The sequence below is a fragment of the Sulfurospirillum barnesii SES-3 genome, from assembly GCF_000265295.1.
GTDB classification, from domain to species: domain Bacteria; phylum Campylobacterota; class Campylobacteria; order Campylobacterales; family Sulfurospirillaceae; genus Sulfurospirillum; species Sulfurospirillum barnesii.
In genome coordinates this window covers 2,086,371-2,104,095 of sequence record NC_018002.1, presented here as the reverse complement: position 1 = coordinate 2,104,095, position 17,725 = coordinate 2,086,371, and the positions used below count along the sequence as shown (strand labels likewise).

Annotated in this window: 23 protein-coding genes; 2 read left to right on the top strand and 21 right to left on the bottom strand. The window is 43.3% G+C overall.

The genetic code is table 11. The features are described from left to right. Nucleotides 1-32: 32 nt before the first annotated feature. The 20 genes from SULBA_RS10575 to SULBA_RS10480 all read right to left on the bottom strand — a co-directional run bounded on the left by SULBA_RS10575 (nt 33) and on the right by SULBA_RS10480 (nt 16,586). Nucleotides 33-536 (bottom strand): histidine phosphatase family protein, encoded by a 504-nt coding sequence (locus SULBA_RS10575; RefSeq protein ID WP_014770280.1) that lies wholly within the window; start codon nt 534-536, stop codon nt 33-35. Continuing rightward, complete coding sequence (locus SULBA_RS10570) at nt 527-1,273, bottom strand: adenosylcobinamide-GDP ribazoletransferase (RefSeq protein WP_014770279.1); 747 nt, start codon at nt 1,271-1,273, stop codon at nt 527-529. Before SULBA_RS10570 ends, SULBA_RS10575 begins: the two co-directional genes overlap by 10 nt. Beyond that, nucleotides 1,255-2,142, bottom strand: coding sequence for an adenosylcobinamide-phosphate synthase CbiB (gene cbiB / locus SULBA_RS10565; RefSeq protein WP_014770278.1), 888 nt, complete (start codon nt 2,140-2,142; stop codon nt 1,255-1,257). Before cbiB ends, SULBA_RS10570 begins: the two co-directional genes overlap by 19 nt. Continuing rightward, nucleotides 2,132-3,478, bottom strand: coding sequence for a cobyric acid synthase (locus SULBA_RS10560; RefSeq protein ID WP_014770277.1), 1,347 nt, complete (start codon nt 3,476-3,478; stop codon nt 2,132-2,134). The genes cbiB and SULBA_RS10560 overlap by 11 nt, the downstream gene beginning before the upstream one ends. Then, the gene (locus tag SULBA_RS10555) at nt 3,466-4,473 is read right to left on the bottom strand and encodes an aminotransferase class I/II-fold pyridoxal phosphate-dependent enzyme (RefSeq protein ID WP_014770276.1); all 1,008 of its coding nucleotides are present in this window, start codon (nt 4,471-4,473) and stop codon (nt 3,466-3,468) included. Before SULBA_RS10555 ends, SULBA_RS10560 begins: the two co-directional genes overlap by 13 nt. Next, nucleotides 4,470-4,961 carry a bifunctional adenosylcobinamide kinase/adenosylcobinamide-phosphate guanylyltransferase gene (locus SULBA_RS10550; protein ID WP_014770275.1) on the bottom strand — a complete coding sequence of 164 codons (492 nt, stop codon included), beginning with the start codon at nt 4,959-4,961 and terminating at the stop codon, nt 4,470-4,472. The genes SULBA_RS10555 and SULBA_RS10550 overlap by 4 nt, the downstream gene beginning before the upstream one ends. Then, a complete protein-coding gene (gene cobT, locus SULBA_RS10545) occupies nt 4,958-6,019 on the bottom strand; it encodes a nicotinate mononucleotide-dependent phosphoribosyltransferase CobT (protein ID WP_014770274.1) in 1,062 nt (353 codons plus the stop codon). The genes SULBA_RS10550 and cobT overlap by 4 nt, the downstream gene beginning before the upstream one ends. Further along, entirely contained in the window at nt 6,016-6,780 is a 765-nt protein-coding gene (locus SULBA_RS10540; protein WP_014770273.1) for a phosphotransferase, read from the bottom strand. The genes cobT and SULBA_RS10540 overlap by 4 nt, the downstream gene beginning before the upstream one ends. Then, nucleotides 6,771-7,397 (bottom strand): 5,6-dimethylbenzimidazole synthase, encoded by a 627-nt coding sequence (gene bluB, locus SULBA_RS10535; protein WP_014770272.1) that lies wholly within the window; start codon nt 7,395-7,397, stop codon nt 6,771-6,773. The genes SULBA_RS10540 and bluB overlap by 10 nt, the downstream gene beginning before the upstream one ends. After that, complete coding sequence (locus SULBA_RS10530) at nt 7,394-8,650, bottom strand: cobyrinic acid a,c-diamide synthase CobB (RefSeq protein WP_014770271.1); 1,257 nt, start codon at nt 8,648-8,650, stop codon at nt 7,394-7,396. Before SULBA_RS10530 ends, bluB begins: the two co-directional genes overlap by 4 nt. Nucleotide 8,651: 1 nt before the next feature. Beyond that, a complete protein-coding gene (locus SULBA_RS10525) occupies nt 8,652-9,437 on the bottom strand; it encodes a precorrin-3B C(17)-methyltransferase (RefSeq protein WP_014770270.1) in 786 nt (261 codons plus the stop codon). Beyond that, nucleotides 9,437-10,450 (bottom strand): cobalt-precorrin 5A hydrolase, encoded by a 1,014-nt coding sequence (locus SULBA_RS10520; RefSeq protein ID WP_014770269.1) that lies wholly within the window; start codon nt 10,448-10,450, stop codon nt 9,437-9,439. Before SULBA_RS10520 ends, SULBA_RS10525 begins: the two co-directional genes overlap by 1 nt. Then, a complete protein-coding gene (locus SULBA_RS10515; protein WP_014770268.1) occupies nt 10,444-11,169 on the bottom strand; it encodes a cobalt-precorrin-4/precorrin-4 C(11)-methyltransferase in 726 nt (241 codons plus the stop codon). The genes SULBA_RS10520 and SULBA_RS10515 overlap by 7 nt, the downstream gene beginning before the upstream one ends. Then, complete coding sequence (gene cbiT / locus SULBA_RS10510) at nt 11,166-12,329, bottom strand: precorrin-6Y C5,15-methyltransferase (decarboxylating) subunit CbiT (RefSeq protein WP_014770267.1); 1,164 nt, start codon at nt 12,327-12,329, stop codon at nt 11,166-11,168. The genes SULBA_RS10515 and cbiT overlap by 4 nt, the downstream gene beginning before the upstream one ends. Next, nucleotides 12,323-13,342: a cobalt-precorrin-5B (C(1))-methyltransferase CbiD gene (gene cbiD / locus SULBA_RS10505; RefSeq protein WP_014770266.1), complete on the bottom strand. Its 1,020-nt coding sequence runs from the start codon at nt 13,340-13,342 to the stop codon at nt 12,323-12,325. Before cbiD ends, cbiT begins: the two co-directional genes overlap by 7 nt. Then, a complete protein-coding gene (locus SULBA_RS10500; protein ID WP_041671850.1) occupies nt 13,335-13,784 on the bottom strand; it encodes a (2Fe-2S) ferredoxin domain-containing protein in 450 nt (149 codons plus the stop codon). The genes cbiD and SULBA_RS10500 overlap by 8 nt, the downstream gene beginning before the upstream one ends. Further along, complete coding sequence (locus tag SULBA_RS10495; protein WP_014770265.1) at nt 13,774-14,484, bottom strand: precorrin-8X methylmutase; 711 nt, start codon at nt 14,482-14,484, stop codon at nt 13,774-13,776. Before SULBA_RS10495 ends, SULBA_RS10500 begins: the two co-directional genes overlap by 11 nt. Next, nucleotides 14,481-15,164 (bottom strand): precorrin-2 C(20)-methyltransferase, encoded by a 684-nt coding sequence (locus SULBA_RS10490; RefSeq protein WP_014770264.1) that lies wholly within the window; start codon nt 15,162-15,164, stop codon nt 14,481-14,483. The genes SULBA_RS10495 and SULBA_RS10490 overlap by 4 nt, the downstream gene beginning before the upstream one ends. After that, nucleotides 15,154-15,972, bottom strand: a complete 819-nt coding sequence (locus SULBA_RS10485; RefSeq protein WP_014770263.1) for a sirohydrochlorin cobaltochelatase — start codon at nt 15,970-15,972, stop codon at nt 15,154-15,156. Before SULBA_RS10485 ends, SULBA_RS10490 begins: the two co-directional genes overlap by 11 nt. A gap of 137 nt (nt 15,973-16,109) precedes the next feature. Next, nucleotides 16,110-16,586: a glutathione peroxidase gene (locus tag SULBA_RS10480; RefSeq protein ID WP_014770262.1), complete on the bottom strand. Its 477-nt coding sequence runs from the start codon at nt 16,584-16,586 to the stop codon at nt 16,110-16,112. A 180-nt stretch (nt 16,587-16,766) separates the two neighbouring features. On the opposite strand from SULBA_RS10480, the gene relB reads away from it, so the two are divergent. Further along, complete coding sequence (gene relB, locus SULBA_RS12975) at nt 16,767-16,934, top strand: type II toxin-antitoxin system RelB family antitoxin (protein ID WP_156790539.1); 168 nt, start codon at nt 16,767-16,769, stop codon at nt 16,932-16,934. Continuing rightward, on the top strand, nt 16,918-17,100 hold the full coding sequence (locus tag SULBA_RS13305; protein ID WP_156790578.1) for a type II toxin-antitoxin system RelE family toxin: 183 nt from the start codon (nt 16,918-16,920) through the stop codon (nt 17,098-17,100). The genes relB and SULBA_RS13305 overlap by 17 nt, the downstream gene beginning before the upstream one ends. A 169-nt stretch (nt 17,101-17,269) precedes the next feature. Here the strand turns inward: SULBA_RS13305 and SULBA_RS10475 are convergent, their stop codons facing one another. Continuing rightward, on the bottom strand, nt 17,270-17,644 hold the full coding sequence (locus tag SULBA_RS10475; RefSeq protein ID WP_014770261.1) for a hypothetical protein: 375 nt from the start codon (nt 17,642-17,644) through the stop codon (nt 17,270-17,272). Between the last annotated feature and the right edge of the window lie 81 nt (nt 17,645-17,725).

Sequence of the window (17,725 nt, the reverse complement as noted above, 5' to 3'; positions counted from 1 at the left end):
TGAAATGCTTTACATGTAAAGTAGTTTTCTCTTTAGAGGCAATACGCCTCTAAATAATCAAAACGAAAAGGTTTTTTTCCTAAGCACTGAAGTATGTGGTTCAGTGTTCCTTTGTGTGCGCAAATGAGGGTGGTGTGTTTGGGGTTGAGTTCGTCTAAAAACGATTGAACTCTTTGGCTAAAATGCGCAGCACTCTCTTCACTGATGTACGAAAACCACGCTGCTTCACTGCTCAGGTATTCAGGCGAAAAAGAGGGGAGCTTTTCAATCTCCTCAAAACGCTTCATCTCAATCTCTTCTTTAAATTTGACCTCTCTTAAACGTGCATCGCTTGTGTAGGTGAAGCCTAGCCTATCCAAGGTTTGGGTGCATCGCTTCAAATCTGAACTGTAAATACAATCAAAAGAGGATGCGTGAAGCAGAGAAAGTGAGGAAGCATCAAACAGCGTCTCATCGATGTCCACATCACTCCATCCAAGGTAAGTTTTTTGGTAGCGCTCAGAGGGTGCGGCGTGGCGAAGCAGGGTTAGTGCCATAGCGCAATGCCTAAAAAAAGTAGCGCTTCACACAACTCCAATGTGGCTCCAAGCCCATCTCCGTTTAAAAAACCAAGCCCTTTTGCAAGACGTGTTGCTACGATAAAAGCAAAAACAAGGGTGCATGTCAATAGAAGTAAAAAATCCCCCTTTAAAAGGAAAATTCCTACCAGTAGGGTCACCATAAAGCTCAAGAAAAGCATTTTAGGAACCAATGCTTCTTGCAAGGATGTCACAAAAGAAGAGCGAAAGTGTAGGGTTTTCATCAGCACCACAAGGGCAAACCTTGAACACAAAGTCACCGCTATAAATTCACTGTACAAGGCATGGCTAAGCATATACCCTAGTAAAGCCACTTTGATAAGAACGAACGCTAGGGTGTAGAGCATTCCCATAGCCCCAATGTGCGCTTCTTTAATAACCTTATACGCATCTTTTCCGCTGTGTTTGGCATACAAAGCATCCACACAATCACTGATGGCTTCTGTGTGAATAAAGCCATACAAAAGCATGTAAACCACAGCGGCAATAAACGCACCCACTCCTTGCAAGGGTGCAAGTAAAAAATGATAGAGTATGAGGGTGATGGCACTAAGCAAAACGCCTACGAGGGGAAAGAAAAAGAGCATGGAAGAAAGTACGGGAGGATGACCTACATCATCGCTTGCTTTAAAGTGCATGGGAAGAATGGTGAAATAACTGAGGGAAAATTTCAATCCTAGATAAAACGTGTGCATAGGGCTCCTAGCATTAAAAAGATAAGAAGGCTTGCATCAAGTTTGGGTTGCAAGCTAAGGGCTTTTTGAAGGTCCAAAGCCTCTAACTCAGCTCTGCCATCTCCAAAAAAAGGTTTGGCGTGCAAGGTTCCAAAATAGGAGGTTGGACCGCCTAAACAAATCCCAAGACACAGTGCCATGGCAGAAATAGGATGCCCTGCATTAGGACTGGCGTGTCCTTTGCCAAAACGGTAAAAATGCATGAAAGCTCTTCGTGAGCCAAAAAGCATGGCAATGAGAAGTGCAGTGATACGTGCAGGAATAAAATTTGCCACATCATCGAGCAGGGCGCTAAATTTTCCAAAGTGGATGTAGCGTGCATTTTTATAACCCACCATCGAATCTAAGGTATTAATCCCTTTGTAGAGAAAGAGTCCATAAAGACCAAACAAGAGGAGGTACAATAAGGGGGCAATCACCCCATCGCTTAGATTTTCCGCATAGGTTTCAATGGCGGCTTTATGAATCTCACTTTGACTTAAATGCTCTGTATCACGGCTGACAAGATAGCAAATTGCTTCTGGGGTATGAAGAATCTCTTTGACACTCTCATACAAAGAGCGTGAGGCTAAACCTGTGGATGCAAGCAGCGCTAAAAGAAAGAGGTTCTCTACGTAGCACTCTATGCCATAGACCACAAGCGCAATAAGCACTAGTAAACTCAGATTTAAGAGCATACCACGCACAAAAGAGTCTTTGTAAAAGTGCTTCTCAAACCACGTACAAAATTCTCCCATAAAGATGACAGGATGTTTGTAAAAAGGTATAAAGCTAAACTCCCCAAAGAGCCTATCCATGATGTATGCAAGCAGCGCAAGTTCAAAGTGCACGCAGTATCCTTTGCACATCAAGGTGTTCTCTCATCACTGCTACAAAGGCATCAATGCTTTTGTTTTGGTAGTGCTTAAAGGCGTCATCATGAAAAATGCCATGCACAAAGGTTCCCTTGATATGCTCCTTTTCATAGTACAAAGGGTATTTTTCACTGCGTCCGTGGCGAATTTGAAACCCCTTTATCGTTTTTCCAAAAATCGTATACTCACCTTTATGAACGGTTTTTTCGGTGTGCAAGACAATCACATCATCAATCCATCCTAAACCCTCTTCAACGCACGGTGTTTCATTTTCAAGGGCAAAAGGGTCATGAATGGCATTAAAAAGCATTTCATAACCCCCACAAATGCCTAAAATCTCTTTTTTACGGGTTTTGAGTTGGGCAAAAAGCCCTGTGTGTTTAAGCCACTGCAAATCTTTAATGACCAATTTCGACCCAGGTAAAATCACAGACTCAAAAGGCTCAAGGTTCATGTTGGTGCTTACAAACTCAACCAGCACATCAGGATCGGCAATTAAGGGCTCAAAATCGTTGTAGTTGCTCATGGTTGGGTAGTGAATGATGGCAATTTTACGCTGTGCATGGGGTTTGTGTTGAACAAAATTTTTTAAGCTGGCACTGTCTTCAAAGCCTAGATTCAGGGGTATAAAAGGAAGCACGCCTAGTACAGGAATGTGAAACTCTTTCTCGATAATCTCAATGCCCTTTTCAAAGAGTGTCATATCGCCTCGAAATTTATTAACAATCACACCAATCACATTTTCTCTTAGCCTAGGGGGAAGGAGGTTATACACGCCCCAAATCGAAGCAAAAACACCCCCTTTTTCAATGTCGGCAACCAGAATAATTTTAGTATGAAACGACGAGGCAATGAAAATATTGGAGAGGTCTTTGTCCATTAAATTAAGTTCCACAGGGCTACCAGCCCCTTCGGCTATCACGCAATCATAGCGGGCATCAAGGTGCAAAAAGGCTTCTGTAACAATGGGTTTTAGCGTATCAATTTCACGGTAATAGGCTCGTACATCTTTGTTCTCAATTGCTTTGCCTTTTAGAATCAGCATGGCATTGTTGCGCGTGCCTGATTTGAGTAAAATAGGATTGAGATGGTAACTGGTAGGCACACCTAAAACATCGGCTTGAAAGGCTTGTGCAACGGCGATTTCACTGCTATCATCCGCAACATGAGCGTTATTAGAGACATTTTGCGCTTTAAAAGGAACAACACGGTAGCCAAAGGATTGTAAAATTTTTCCGATGACAAAGGTTAGCGTACTTTTTCCTGCATCACTGGAGGTACCAAAAATAGAGATATTGTTTAGTTTAGGCATGCAAGTCCCTTTTGCAAGTGTTCCAAATCTTTGATTGATTTAACAGCAAAGCGTACATGTAAGGTATCTAAAAAATCAAAGTTTGAGCAATCTCGTATCATAATGTTGTGTTTGGCAAGATGCGATGCTAGGGTTTTAGCATCGTGTGAGGCGAGTTTGACGAGAAAAAAGTTCGCATCACTGGGATAAATTTTCTCACACAATTTAGAGTCTTCCAAAATCTTTTTCAAGTAGGCTTTTGCACGGGCATTTTCTTTGAGCGTGTGTTCTTTAAAGTCTCTATCATCAAGGATGGAGGTAATAAAATCGCTATCAAAAGCAGAAATTTTCCACAAAGGCTCTTTGGCTTTGAGGCTTTGAATGTTTGCTGTATTGGAGAGTACCACCCCAACTCTCACCCCCGCACAAGCGTAAAATTTCGTAAGAGAGCTTAGAATGTAAAGTTTTTCATAGTGTTGCAGGTAGGGGAGGGCACTTTGTTTTTCGCAAAAGGCTAAAAAAGACTCATCGACGATAACGGTTGCATCGTGTGCCATCCAGACACGAAAAAGCTCAGGCAAGTCATAGTACGTGCCATCAGGTGTAGAGGGGTTGATAAAAATCACCAATGCATTTTTCTCAAGCTTTGTGGGCAATGGCTCAAATCTGTTAATCAGCACCAACTGTTTATTGTAAGCAAGGGCGGCACACTTGTACTCCAAATACGCAGGGGCATAAAGGTAGCACGTCTGGTTTTCAAGGTGGCGAAAAAGGGCATAAATAGCACTGCTTCCTCCATTGAAAAGTTCCATATTTTCAGGTAAAACCTTGAAATGGTGCGACAAAGAGAGGCTAAGCGCATCGTAATTGGGGTAGCTTTCAAGGTGTAGATGTGAAAGGTTTTTTTTGGGTTTAATAAAATTAATATTGGAGGAGAGGTCTATCACCTCTTCAATACCACACCCACGCTCAGCAGCAAAACGTGTGACATCGCCCCCGTGCTCAAAGGGTTTCATTTTAGTTTTACCCCAATGCCCAGTTTGACTTCGTAGACTTCATCACAAAAGGAAGCGATGTATTGACCGATGGTGCCACACGTATCAATGTAGTGACGTGAAAAAGAATCGATTGGAGCTACGCCTGAATTGACGTCGTTGAGTACAAAAATGATGTTGGCATGACTCTGCTTTAGGGCAGTAAGTTCTGCCATCAAAAGGGAAATGTCACTCTTTGTGTGGTTGAGTATCCACATAGAGAGGCAGTCGATGAGGTAGGTATGATTTTCTTGTATTAAGGATGCAAGATTCAGGGGGGATTCAAGGGTGATAAAGCGTTGCAAACGGTTTTGACGGTGCAACGCAATACGCTCGTGCATCTGGGTATCCCCATAACTCGCATCGTACGTGGCAATGTAATAGGGCGTGCTGGTTGCGATGCTAAGGGCTTTGGCTTCAGCAAGAGCGCTTTTACCTGAGCGCTGTCCTCCAAAATAGAGTATTTTCATGCTAAAAATGCCTCAACCTTTTGTGTGATAGAGGCTTTTTCTAGCCCTTGTAAGAAGCCATACACCAAACATCCCCCTGCACCCACACCCTCTTTGGCTTCGCCCTTGTCATAGAGTGCCAATAAAGGATGGGACGAGAGAGCAAAGTCAAAATTGGCATAATAAGCATTAATGGGGAAATCAAGCATTTCTAAAAGCCCTTTGAGGTCACTGTTGGTGTCTTCATGCACCCATTTGGTAGTGGCAAGTGCGATAGAAGAAGCATCAAAAGGCTCGTTCGTGTAACGTAAAAAGGCATTAAGCACCAAGAGCACGCATGCCATTTGTGTTCCCCCTGCTAGGACAATAGGATAGCCTTTGCGATGTGCGCCTAAAAGAAACCCTGCGGTAAAAATCAGCATATGATCACCCACTTTGCCCAGTGTGTCAAAAAAGGTATCGCTTTTCTTAAGGTGGCTAAGAGCTTTGTTAAGCACTGTATGCTTGATGGAGGAGGGAGCGTGTGCGAAGGAGCTGCTAAATTTTTCATGCGCCTCATATCCTAGTGCAAGGGCCGTGGCAAGTGCGGTTGTGGTACCACTAGGCACCGATTCACCTAAGAGAAGGTAGTCGCTTTTTGGGGTGTAGTTTTCTCCAAACGCTCGTCCTTTTTCAAAGAGTATGCGTGCATCAATCTGGGCATTTTGGTCGATGGAGCCTGAGGGGGAAAGCCCAAAGTCATGCACGCAAAAACCCTCCACCTTTGGGGGGATTGTAAGCCCTAAATTTAAAAGCTCTATGGCGTTAAAAGGGGCTAAGAGATGAACGGCTCTGCTCAGCAGTGCAGGGGTAGGAATGCCTGTGGGCGTTTTGGGAATTTGGGTTAAACTGTGGACAGCTCCTGTGCAGACAAACTCACCATCGAGTGTGGGGGTGAGGTAAATTTGCCCTGGGATACCCGCTTGTGTAATGCCCGCAATCAAGGCGGTGTCTGTGTTGCTAAGGGCTAGCATAAAGGTGGCATTTTTGCCTTTCAAACGCTCTATAAAATCGCTTCTTCCTGTTATCGTTTGTATCATCCTACTTTTCTCCATAAATCATTAAAATCTCGTTGTTCTAAATAGCGTCTTCCACTGTAATACAGCCCTGCAAAGGCAATGTACGCTTCAAAGCGTTCAAGACTGATGCTGCTTTGATAACTCTTGAGCAATACCTTTTTTTCTTCTTGTGTTTGGCACCATGAGAGGGCAACGACTGCCAAATCAAAGAGAAAATCACCCGTGCAACTGTGGCTAAAATCAAAGACACACGAGAGGGTGTCTGCTTCAAACGTAGCGTTATCAATAAACAAATCTCCGTGAATAATACCATCATTGCGAAGCTCCAAAGAGAGCGTATGAAAACGGTTCATAAAAGGAGTATAGCCACTTTTTTTGATCATCTCATGCAAGATTGTCTGGGTGAAACGGGGTGGAGTATCACTATGATGATGACGGGCGATGGCATGAAAGTGGCGTAAAAATGCGCCTATTTGTGCGATGTGTGCGTGCGAGGCATGTGCAAGTACTTCTCCTTTGGCTTTTTCGTACAAGAGTGCGGGTTTTCCCTTCACCACAAAAGGTTCACGAACGATGCGAGCCACAGGCAAAGAATCACAGACCTTTAGGAGCTTTACTTCTGCTTCTACCTCTTTACATGTAACGCTTTCAAAGAGTTTTAAAATGTACATATCATCGACAATATAGACACTATCGCTTGTGCCATGCAGGGTTGGAATCAGGCGTGTTGCTTTAAAATAGGGCGCAAGGTCTTTACATGTAAGTGTTGTTTTTACACCCATTGCACCACATCTTCAAGGTTTTTTTTCGTCTCCCAGCCTAAGGTCTCAAGCTCAGGTTTTTCTAAAAACTCGCTTACGTATCCCACACACAAATAGCCCACAAGTGCGTAATTTTTATCTATATTGAGAATTTTTTTGACTTTTTTAGGGCGTAAAATGCTCACCCACCCAATGCCAATCCCATGGCTTCGTGCACTCAGCCACAGGTTTTGAATGGCACAGACCACACTGTATTCGCCCATCTTTTTTTGTACGGTTTGCCCGAGTATGGTTTTTTCAGGTTTTTTGTAAAACACCGCAATGTTCAAAGGTGCTTCTTGAATCCCCTCCAATTTTAAACGGCTGTAGAGTGCTTCTGATTTGAACAGTGCTTGTGCTTTGGCATTTTGTTTAACAAATTCTTTGTAAATGCGCTCTTTAGTCGCATCATTTTCAATCATAAGAAAACGCCACGGTTGCGAAAACCCAACGGAGGGGGCATGAATGGCACAGGTGAGTATCTCTTCTACAATGGCTCTTTCAAGAGGTGTTTTGCTAAAGTGATGCCCTCTGACATCACGCCTTGAGAGAATAATCTCCTTCAGAGTATTTTGCTCCACGGTGCTAAATGTTTTCATACTAACCTCTCTTGAATAAGGGTGGGATGGGCTCGAAATAAGGTGTGCAAATAGGTGCCAAAAATGCCCCCTTTTTGCCAACTTCCACTGCTTGATTCATGGGTAGACGCTTTAATCAGTGGCTCAGAATGTAACGAGGTATCGCACGTTTTGGTGTAGTGAAACGCGTGCCCTTTTACCCCACAGGGTGTGTGGTAGTAGCCTAAGCGTTGGGGGCGTTTTTCAAGGGTAAAATCCACATCCAGCAAAGCACTCATGGCTTTGTCATCGACCTTGTTTCCTAAATACAAAAGTCCTGCACACTCGGCATACACTTTTTTGCTTTTAGCATGGGCACAAAGGGAGGCTTTAAAGCGCTCTGCTTTTTGCAATTTTGCATAGGCTTGAGGGGTTTCCACGTAACCTCCACAGATGTAAACAGCGTCCACATCATCAGGAATCGCCTCATCTTTACTGGCATCAACCATGCGCACCTCTTGGAAGACTTCTTGTAAAAAACAAAGGTTATCGTGGTATAAAAACGAGAAATTCTCATCGTACACAAGGGCTAGTTTTTGTGTGGTCTTAGCAAAAGCTTCAAAAGGGTAGCTGGGTTTGGTAAAGGGTGTTATAGGTTGGGCGATTTGCTCAAGCAGCGCTAAATCAATATGCTCTAAGACGTCATCGCTAAGGCTATCGAGCAAGGATGTTTGGGTTAAATCCAAACCCAAATGGGTGCTAGGGATTGCTTTTAACTCTTTTTTTATCCAGCCTACGACAGCAATTTCTGGGTGATCGTGTTCTAAAATGGCTTTAATGCGTTCATAATGGCTTAGGGAGCCAATATGATTAAGCACAATGGCCTTAATGGTATGGTGTGGTTTGTAGGTTTTAAGCCCGTGGACAATGGCACTAAGGGTAATGTAACTGCCTTTGGCATCTAAAATCATCAGGGTGGCAACGCCTAGCAACGCAGTAATGCCATAGGTACTGCATCCCATATCCTCACCGTCATAATAGCCCATAACGCCCTCGATGAGGGTTGATTTTTTATCGTTATAGTGGGCATAGAGCCATTGCACTTGCGCTTCATTCATCATATAGCTATCTAAATTAATGCTCGGCGTGCCACACAGATGGGCATGAAAATGTGGGTCGATAAAATCAGGTCCAATTTTATACGGACGAATAGTTCCTCTATAACGGTGCAATAAGGCAGTGCTCAGCAGGGTTTTGCCACTGTGTGAAGCCGTAGCACTGATGCATAGGTGCATGTTAAGCCTTTTGCTTGTGTTCGCCGCTGAGGTCATATTTGTTTAAATAGCCTCTAGGGGTGAGCACGTGAGCGTTGTGTGTAAGCCGTGTGGTGGAGTTGCCGATGATGAGGAGGGTATTCATTCCCACCGCATCATTGCGTAAGCCTTGTGCAATTAAATCGTGCGTTGTGGTAATGCTAATACACTCTTCACTTCTGCCAACATTTTGAGCGACAATAGCAATACGTTTATCCACCTCTGTGAGTGCTTCTAAAAAGTTGGCATAGGGTTGGGTGCGTTTTTTGGATTTGGGGTTGTAGATGCCTAGCACAAAATCACACGCCAAAGAGGCACGAATGCGTTTATCAATTAAGCCAATGTCGGTGAGTCTATCGGAAAGAGAAATAATCGCAAAATCTTGCGATACAGGTGCGCCTACTTTAGAAGCCGTGGCTAGAAAAGCCGTAATACCAGGCAAAGAGATAAGCTCTATCTCCTCCCAAAGATTTTTGGCATCCATGAGTTCCACCACCAGCGTTGCCATGCCAAAAACATTGGCATCGCCATTGGAGATAATGCAGGTGGTTTTACCCTCACATGCGCAGGCTATGGCGTGGGTACAGCGTTCTATTTCATGGGTCATGCCTGAGGTGTAGAGGGTTTTCCCTTCCAACAAAGGGGCAAGTTCTTTGGCGTATTTGGTGTAGGAGACCACAACCTCCGAGGCTTCTATGGCATGTTGGGCTTGTGGCGTGATGTAATCCATACCGCCTGCCCCACTACTTACAATATATAAACGCTTCACTAAAAGGCTCCTGCTAGAGTAATTTGATGTTTATAAACCTTTTTGGGTATGACCAGTTCTTGATAGGAAGAACCCAAAAGAGCAGAGGGTTCAGCGACCCCTTGAAGCCCAAAAAACTGCGTGGCTTTGGAGGGACTAAAATTTCCTGTGGCACGACTGATTTCTTCGTGGGTAAAAAAATGCAAAGGGATGGCGTAGTGTGCGCTAAACTCCAAAAGTCCTGCTTCATCTGCTTTGGCTTCAAAGGAGGCAAGAGCGCCAATGGCTTCTTTTTCAAGATGGTGTTGCGCTAAAAACCACACAAAGGCTTCTTCGATGAGGGCAAAAGGGGTGTTGCGGTTGCATCCAATGCCCAGTGTCAGTTTGGGTTTTAGATGCAGTTGGCTGTAGTCTCCTAGAGGGTGAATGACCACACTGTTTTCATCCAATTCGCTCTCTTCAATTCGTATAAGATTCTCTTTACATGTAAAGCGCTCAAAAAGGGTTTTACATGTAAAAACTTTGATGGTTTCATGGTTGATAAGTCGGTTAGAGATAGCAGCAAGGCGGTGGAGATTGGCTATGCCCATGCCATGGTCTTTGGCAAAAAGATCAAACGCCAAACACGCCAATTGGTCGGTGGCGGTTGTGATGAAAGGAATACAGCCTTGAATGCGAGAAGCAATCACGCTTGAGAGTGCATTCGCCCCGCCTAAATGCCCGCTGAGTAAGGGAATCACTTTGGATAAATCCAAACTCATCACTAGCACCGCAGGGTCACTGGTTTTGCTTTGCAGTAAAGGGGCAATTTTACGCACCACAATCCCTGTGGCAAGCAGGCAAACAAAGGCATCGTAACGCTCCCAACCTTGCATAAAAACCTCTTCAATTCGCTCATACACAAGAGGCGTTTCATCTTCGCCTGTCTCTTTTTTGGCGTAAATATCGACCGTGTAATCACCTAAAAATGTTTTGAGTCTGTACGCACTGTGAAGGCTAGGGCGGTTGATGGAGAGTATCGCAATGCTTAGCATGAACCGCTCTCTTTTACGTAAAGGTGCGAGGCTTCCCTCTCTTCTTGATGCAAAAAATCCCCCAATAAAATGAGCGCAATTCCCTCAATATGACGCACTTTCTCTTCAATATCACTCAAACATCCTTTATAAACAGCCTCCTCTTTCCATGTGGCTTTTTCTATCACCCAACACGGCGTTTCTGGGGCATAGCCCATCTGTAAGGCGGTTTGTTTTAGCGTGGCAAGCAAGGTGATGGAGAGGTAAAACACCAAAGAAGAGTGGCGACACGCTAGAAGCGTTTCAAGGGCTTCTGGGTTGGGAGTTTTGCCTTCAATACGTGTGAGAATAAGGGTTTGGGAAACACCTGGTAAGGTGTATTCGATGCCAAGGCTGGCGGCTGCACCAAAAGCCGCACTCACGCCTGGGATGACTTCATAAGGGATGTTACGCTCTTTCAAATAGGCAATTTGTTTGGCAATGGTTGAGTAAAGGGCGGGATCGCCTGTGTGGAGACGTACGACTGTTTTTTCGTGGTGTTCTTCTAAAAAAGCAAAAATTTCAGGGTATTTCATGCTTTGACTGTCTTTGATGAGGGCTTCTTTTTTGCACCAGCCTAGCACCTCTTTGGGAACCAGCGAGCCTGTGTAGAGCACAGCATCAGCGTGTTGGAGAATGCGGTGGGCTTTGAGGGTTAAGAGCTCTGGATTGCCAGGACCTGCGCCGATAAAATAGATCATGCTTTTACCACCTTGATTTGAAAGAGTTGACGTTGTGGCTCAATGAGATCAAGCGTGCCTTTGTAGGTCGTAAGACTCAGGGAAAAAACTTCGTAGGCAATTCGTGCGTCATTGAGCGTGTTGAGCATATGGCTGAGGTGTTTAAGGCTAATGGCATTGATGAGCAAAATGCCCTCTTTTTGAAGTCTTGTATAAAGATAAGGCAGTGTTGCGATCACTTCCATGCCACCACCGCCTATAAAAATGCGATGGGGATTCTCTTTGAGGCTTTCAAATTTTGTATGCGCTTCTCCTTCCACAAGAAGGGCATCGACCACTTTGTGGGTGCGTAAATTGTGGGTGATGTGGGCAATGCGCTCAGGGTTTTTTTCAAAGAAAACCACCCGAGCTTTATAGCGAGTGTATGCCTCAATGCCACAACTTCCACTGCCTGCTCCCACATCCCACAGCAGATGATTAGGACACAGCTCAAGGTTTTGCAAGCTTAAGTGGCGTTTGTAGTATTTGGTGATCATGCCACGCTCTGTAGCAAAGCTTTCATCGTTGCTTAGTCCATTTTTTGGCTCAAACAAGCGTTGGATAAGTAGCACGTAGGGAGCTTTGAGATCAAAGCGTTCCTCTTCGTTTTCCCAAAGATTTAAAGGGCAAATGCACTCATCCTCGTAGCCCAATTTATACCCAATGCTGATGTGAATATCGTTGGCATCAAGGAAGCGTAAAGCCTCTTTAAGACGTTTACATGTAAAGGCATCGCAGAGCACAAAGGTGTAGGGTTTTCTTAAAAATGCTGCTAAATCCAAATGCTCTCTTCCATGCAAAGAGAGGGATTCCACCTCCGCTTCCCCAATCCCCAAAGCGCACAGCAGGTAGGCTTTGGAGGAGGTGTTATCGACCAGCTTTACATGTAAAGGAGGCAGGGCTTTGGCAAGAAGGGTTCCTGCACTAAAAAAGAGCGGACTGCCTGTGACGATGTATAAAATATTTTCCGCTTCATAGTGGCTTAGGATGTAGTCTTTGGCTTGTGAAAAAGGGAGTTTGAGAATGTTCGTGCCCGATGCTTCAAAGCGCACATCGCAGACAATGGTATCGTAAGCAGTGGTGTCAATGTTGAGGTGGGAAAAGGAGTATGCTCCCATGCCATTTCCCATAATGGTTACCATGTGCTCTCCTTTACTATCACTACTTCCACCGTGGAGCGAATACCCCACGCATTTATGCGCTCTTGCGCTTTGCGTGCACACAATGCATAAAAGGCTTCGAGCAAACCTTTGGTGTCTAGTTCTTCACAGACTCCTTTGACGGTTAAGGTAGCCTCCGTGTCAATGGTGTGGTGCAGTGCTTCTTGAATCTCACGTTGAAGCCATTGAAAGTCGATGTTTCCAAAGCGGTTGTGTGTGTTTTTAAACCCTTGTGCAATTTTGGTCATTTTTCCAATGCCACACAGTAATACAATGTGAGAAGCCCCTTGTTGTGAAGCAAAACTGAGGGCATCATGGATGAAATTTCCTATCTCAATCACCGCTTCTTTGGGTGCTAGCGTGGATGCTTTGGCTAAAGCGGAATTGCCAAGGGTTAGGTAGAGCGTGGGATGTGCGTTGGCAAGGGCAAAGCAAATTTCGGTTTTAATGGACTCAAGATAGGCCGTACTTGAGATGGGTTTGACAAAACCTGTTGTCCCTAAAATAGAAAGACCTCCTAGCACACCTACTTTTTCATTGGCGGTTTGTTTAGCAAGGGTTTCGCCCTCTTTGATTCCAATAGCACAATGCAGGTGAAGGTTTTGATGCGGGCGTGTTAGGCGCTCAAAGGTCTTTTGCAGGGCATCTTTGGGTACAGGGTTGATGGCAGGAAAGTGTGGGGCGATTTTGAGCCCTTTTTTCGTGACAACACCCACCCCTTCTCCTGCATAAAGCAACAGAGTATTGGTACTACTTTGGAAGCAAAAAGGTGTGTGTGGGGTAGGGTTTAAGAGGAGATCCTCTCGTGATTGGCTAAGGTGCACAACAATCTCACACCCTTTGGTAACATCCAAATCGTCATTGTCCATTTTGGTACTGTGTGTGCGTGCTTGCATGTGCGTACACAAATAATACTCTAAGGCGGATGCGAAGGCAATGTTTGCATGCACGCCTGTGGTGTAGCCTTTTTTCAGTTCGTGCGTTACTTTAGGCATTGTAAGGGCTCATCGGAATGCGAGGATAGGTTTTTTCGCACAAGGGCGTATCGCTGCTGAGTGCTAGAAAAAGAGCTTTCCATTGCTCTAGGCTGTAGCGGTGAATATTTTTAAGCCAAAGCGTGTTGTTGCAAGGGTTGTGGGTGTGAAAGCTGTTTTGGTAGAGCACGGCAACGTGACGAAAACGGCACGCACCAAAGCACTCTGTTTTGGAAATTTTAATGCGGTTTTCACCCTGATGAAGCCCCAATTCTTGCAGCAATTGGCGTAAAGTTTCAACCAAATTTTCCCCTGCGCTAGCGGTTTGACAGCGTTGTGCGTTGCAGATAAACAGATGGCTTTTAAAAAACATAATGGGCTTGTTGGGATCGAGTTTGGTGGGTTTACATGTAAAGCCCTCTACTACTTCACTGCCCATGGTGTTGATGCGTTTATTTGCCATTGTATTTGCTTACCCCATCAAAATCTTCAATGGCTTTGTAGATGGCATGCAAGGCGGCAACCGCCATGGTTGATCCTCCAAAACGCCCTTGCATCATGACCAGAGGAATTTTAAATTGCTCACAAAAGCGTTTAGCATACTCTTTGGATTCGATGACATTGACAAAGCCCACAGGAAAGAGCACAAAGCAGACATTCTCAAGCTTTACATGTAAGTCCAATAAGGTGTTAATCGCCGCATAAATAAAGGTGGGCGCATTGCCACAGACAAACACCATGGGTTCGTTTTGGTGGCGTTGAATCGCCTCAGAAACAGCGGCGTAACTACGGGTTGTTTTTCGCTCTTGTGCAAGGGCGTGGGTAAAAGGCTCGTTAATATAGCACACTACCTCGTTCTCATAGGTATTGAGATAAAAGTTGCTTAGCCCCACGTGTATCATACTAACATCGACAATAATTTTTGCACGTTTTTGTAACACGCTTTTTATACGCTCAATGGCATCTGCACTAAAATAGATATTTTCCAAGACCTCATCAAAGCAGGTCGTGGTGTGAATCAGACGGCAAATAAGGGCTTGTTCGGCTTTATTAAAGGTGTGAATCTTAGGATACTTTTGCAATTCATGCGTGATGATTTCAAAGGATTTGAGCGAAATATCCGCCCCCATCGCTACAGGTGGGTACTCTTTTTGAAAGTTCATGAGGAGTGCTCGTGGGTGTTAAAATCAATAAGAAGGGTCATATAGTGCTCAATGCACTCTTTTTTTCCTTTGAAAATCTGCTCACTGGGGAGATTGAGATTTTCAAAGGTGAACAATTCGCCTTGTGCCTCAATGGCTTTTGTGCATGTGCCCGTTTTGGGGCGCATGTAGACTTTGGTACTGCTCACGTCTTTGTCTAAAAGAGGTACCAGCTCAAAACGGCTATTGCCCAAACACAAGGGTTTTTTGATTTTTGCAGAGGCCTGTGAAAAAGAGGTCACTCCAGGAATGACCACACAGTGTTCATACAAAGAAGGGTGCTCTTTTTTGAGAATATCCAGAAGGTAATAAACCGTACTGTACACGCCCGCATCGCCTAAGGTAACATAACAGATGGTGCCATAGGTCTTAATAGCATCGTTTAAGATTTTGACCTGAGCCTCCCAATCTTTGTGTTGGAATTTCATAGGACTAAAGAGGGGAATCAGAGGTTTTTCAAAGCCAAATTCTTTAAAAAGCGCTTGAAGAATGCCATGCGTGATGGATGTCTCAAAATGCAGTTCAGGACTTTTGGTGGGCACACAAATGGCATGGGCGTTTTGCAATGCCCTGAGTGCCTTGAGGGTGATGAGCTCAGGATCCGCAGGGCCTAGTGAGACCATATAGAGTTTAGTGTCCAATCTTAATCATCTCTTCTTTAATATGATTTTCGATGATGTCAAGGGTTTGGGAAAGCCCTAAAAGATTAAACTTTTCATCATGGTTAAGGCTAGGGGCAAGAGAGGTTTCAAAGTGTTCGCTGAGGTGTTCTTGAATCTCTGCCATGTCATTGATGTAGTGGTTCCCACTGACGAGCAATAAAGGAATAATTTGCACCTTTAAAACCCCGTTTTGCTTCATTTTTGCGATGAGTTCTTCGTGAATGGCAGCAAAAGGAAACATGCCTTCCAGTGAACATGTGTAGTTGTTTGGGCGTTTTTGTTCCAAAAATTTTGCACTGTAGCTAATGGACTCAAGCCCTCCTAATTCCAGCTTTGGACTGCCATGAATGATGTAAAGGTTGGCGGTATCTTCTTTGTACAGTGCTTCATCGAGGCTTTTTAAAAAGAGGGTAGTCTCTTTGGCTTTGGAAAAAATGGCAGGTGTGGTGCGAAACTGTGCGGGAGAAAACTTCTTAAATCCCTCAACGGTTTTATGCACCAGTTCGTGTTCGCAGGTAGGAAAGAGGTTGATGGACGCAACAATCACATTTTTGTAGCCTAGCATATCCACATCGGCTAAGGTTTGCGCTAAGGTTTTACATGTAATGCCCTCTTTGAGCAGTGCTTTGAGTACCATGCGTGAGCCAATGGCAAGAAAGAGATCAACCCCCTCAAAAACAGAGGCAATATGGGCTTTAAGCTTTTCGTATTTATCTTGTTCTATCACAGAGCCAAACACCGATAAAACGATGGCTTTGTCTTTTTTATAATGGCGATAGCGTTTCATGGTAACGATAATTCCTTTTGGGTTTACATGTAAAGAGAAATGTTTGGTGTAATGATAAACTAAATTCGCTAAAAACCCTGTTTATTTTTTACACTCTTTAACGATTTTATCGCAAAAAATCAAACCAAAGTGGATGCTTACAATAAGCCCTTAATGGTCTGCTCAAGACTCTCAGGTTTGGTGGCAGGTGCAAAGCGTTCGACAACATGACCGTGTTTATCCACTAAGAATTTCGTAAAATTCCATTTGATGCCCTCACTCCCTAAAAGTCCTGATTGTTCTTTTTTAAGATAGACATACAAAGGATGCGCTTTTTCTCCATTGACATCAATTTTTGAGAACATAGGGAAGGTAACATCGTAGGTTAAAGAGCAGAAGTTTTTAATCTCCTCTTCATTGCCTGGTTCTTGCTCTGAAAATTGATTGCACGGGAAACCTAAAACGACGAAGCCTTTGTCTTTGTAGGTTTTGTAGAGTTTTTCCAAACCTTCGTATTGGTAAGTGAAACCGCATTTACTCGCAACATTGACGATGAGTAAAACCTTGCCTTTGTAAGCTTCCAGTGTTGTTTTCTTCCCCTCAATCGTGGTAACTTCAAAATCATAAAGTGACATTTTATCTCCTGCAAACAGTGTGAATGCAAACATGCATACGCCTATGAAGTGTTTCATCCTCAAGCCTTTTTTGAAAGTGTAGCACGATTTTATTTGTTTAGTGCGCTATGCATGTGAATATAAAAAGATATGCTACAACCATGAATACAAAAAATACATGTATTCAAAAAGGAGGACTGTATGGCTACTTCTATTAGACTCGATGATAGTTTTGAAGCACGATTGACTCGGTTAGCAACCTTAACAGATCGTCCAAAATCTTTTTATATTAGAAAGTTGTTTGAAGATTATTTTGAGAATTTGGAAGATTATTATTTAGCAGAAAAAGCAGATCAAACACCTGAGTGACTGTACTGACCCAAGAGACAAAGGCAAGAAACGCAAAGGCAAACTCAAAGAATTTTGGCGATATAGAGTAGGCGATTATCGCATCATTACCAAAATCACCGATCAAGAAATCACGATTTTAGTTTTGAAGGTGGCGCATCGAAAAGATGTGTATGAGGATCAGTAAATATTTTGGATGAAAATAGCCGCTGAATAAATGGAGACAAGACTACTTTCATAAAATTGGGAAATAAATCTTTTACATGTAAAGTTAAAATAGCCTCCCCATTTACCATTTATTGAGTTTTTTGATTATAAAATCAAAAGGTGACTAACTTAAGCAACCTTGTCTTCTATTATTTTTCTTCATTTAATATTGCTTTTGATTGACTTGGTATTTTTTTGAATACTATAACTAAGACAATCAATTGAACTAAAAAGCCAATTGGAGTGGATCCTCCAAATAAAGCTGAAGCAAAAATTTGCACAAGCATAAGAGTGATATAAAGATAAACTGCCCAGCGTTTCATAAACCAAAAGCCAATGACACAAATAAAATAAAGTGAATAAAAAGCCGCCATTGCTGAATAAAGCTTTTGAGATGCGTCATAACCATCAAATTTCCCAACTAATCTAAGAAGCATAGTAACCCCAAATAACATGAGTAAAAATAATATAATTGTTGAGATTGTTACAGAGATAGGTCGCTTAATTGTATTTAATTTAATCATGAAACAATAGCCTTATTTTAAAATTTTATTTGTTTTGTTATTATAAATTCTATTTAAATACTATCATGTTTTGAGTAAAAA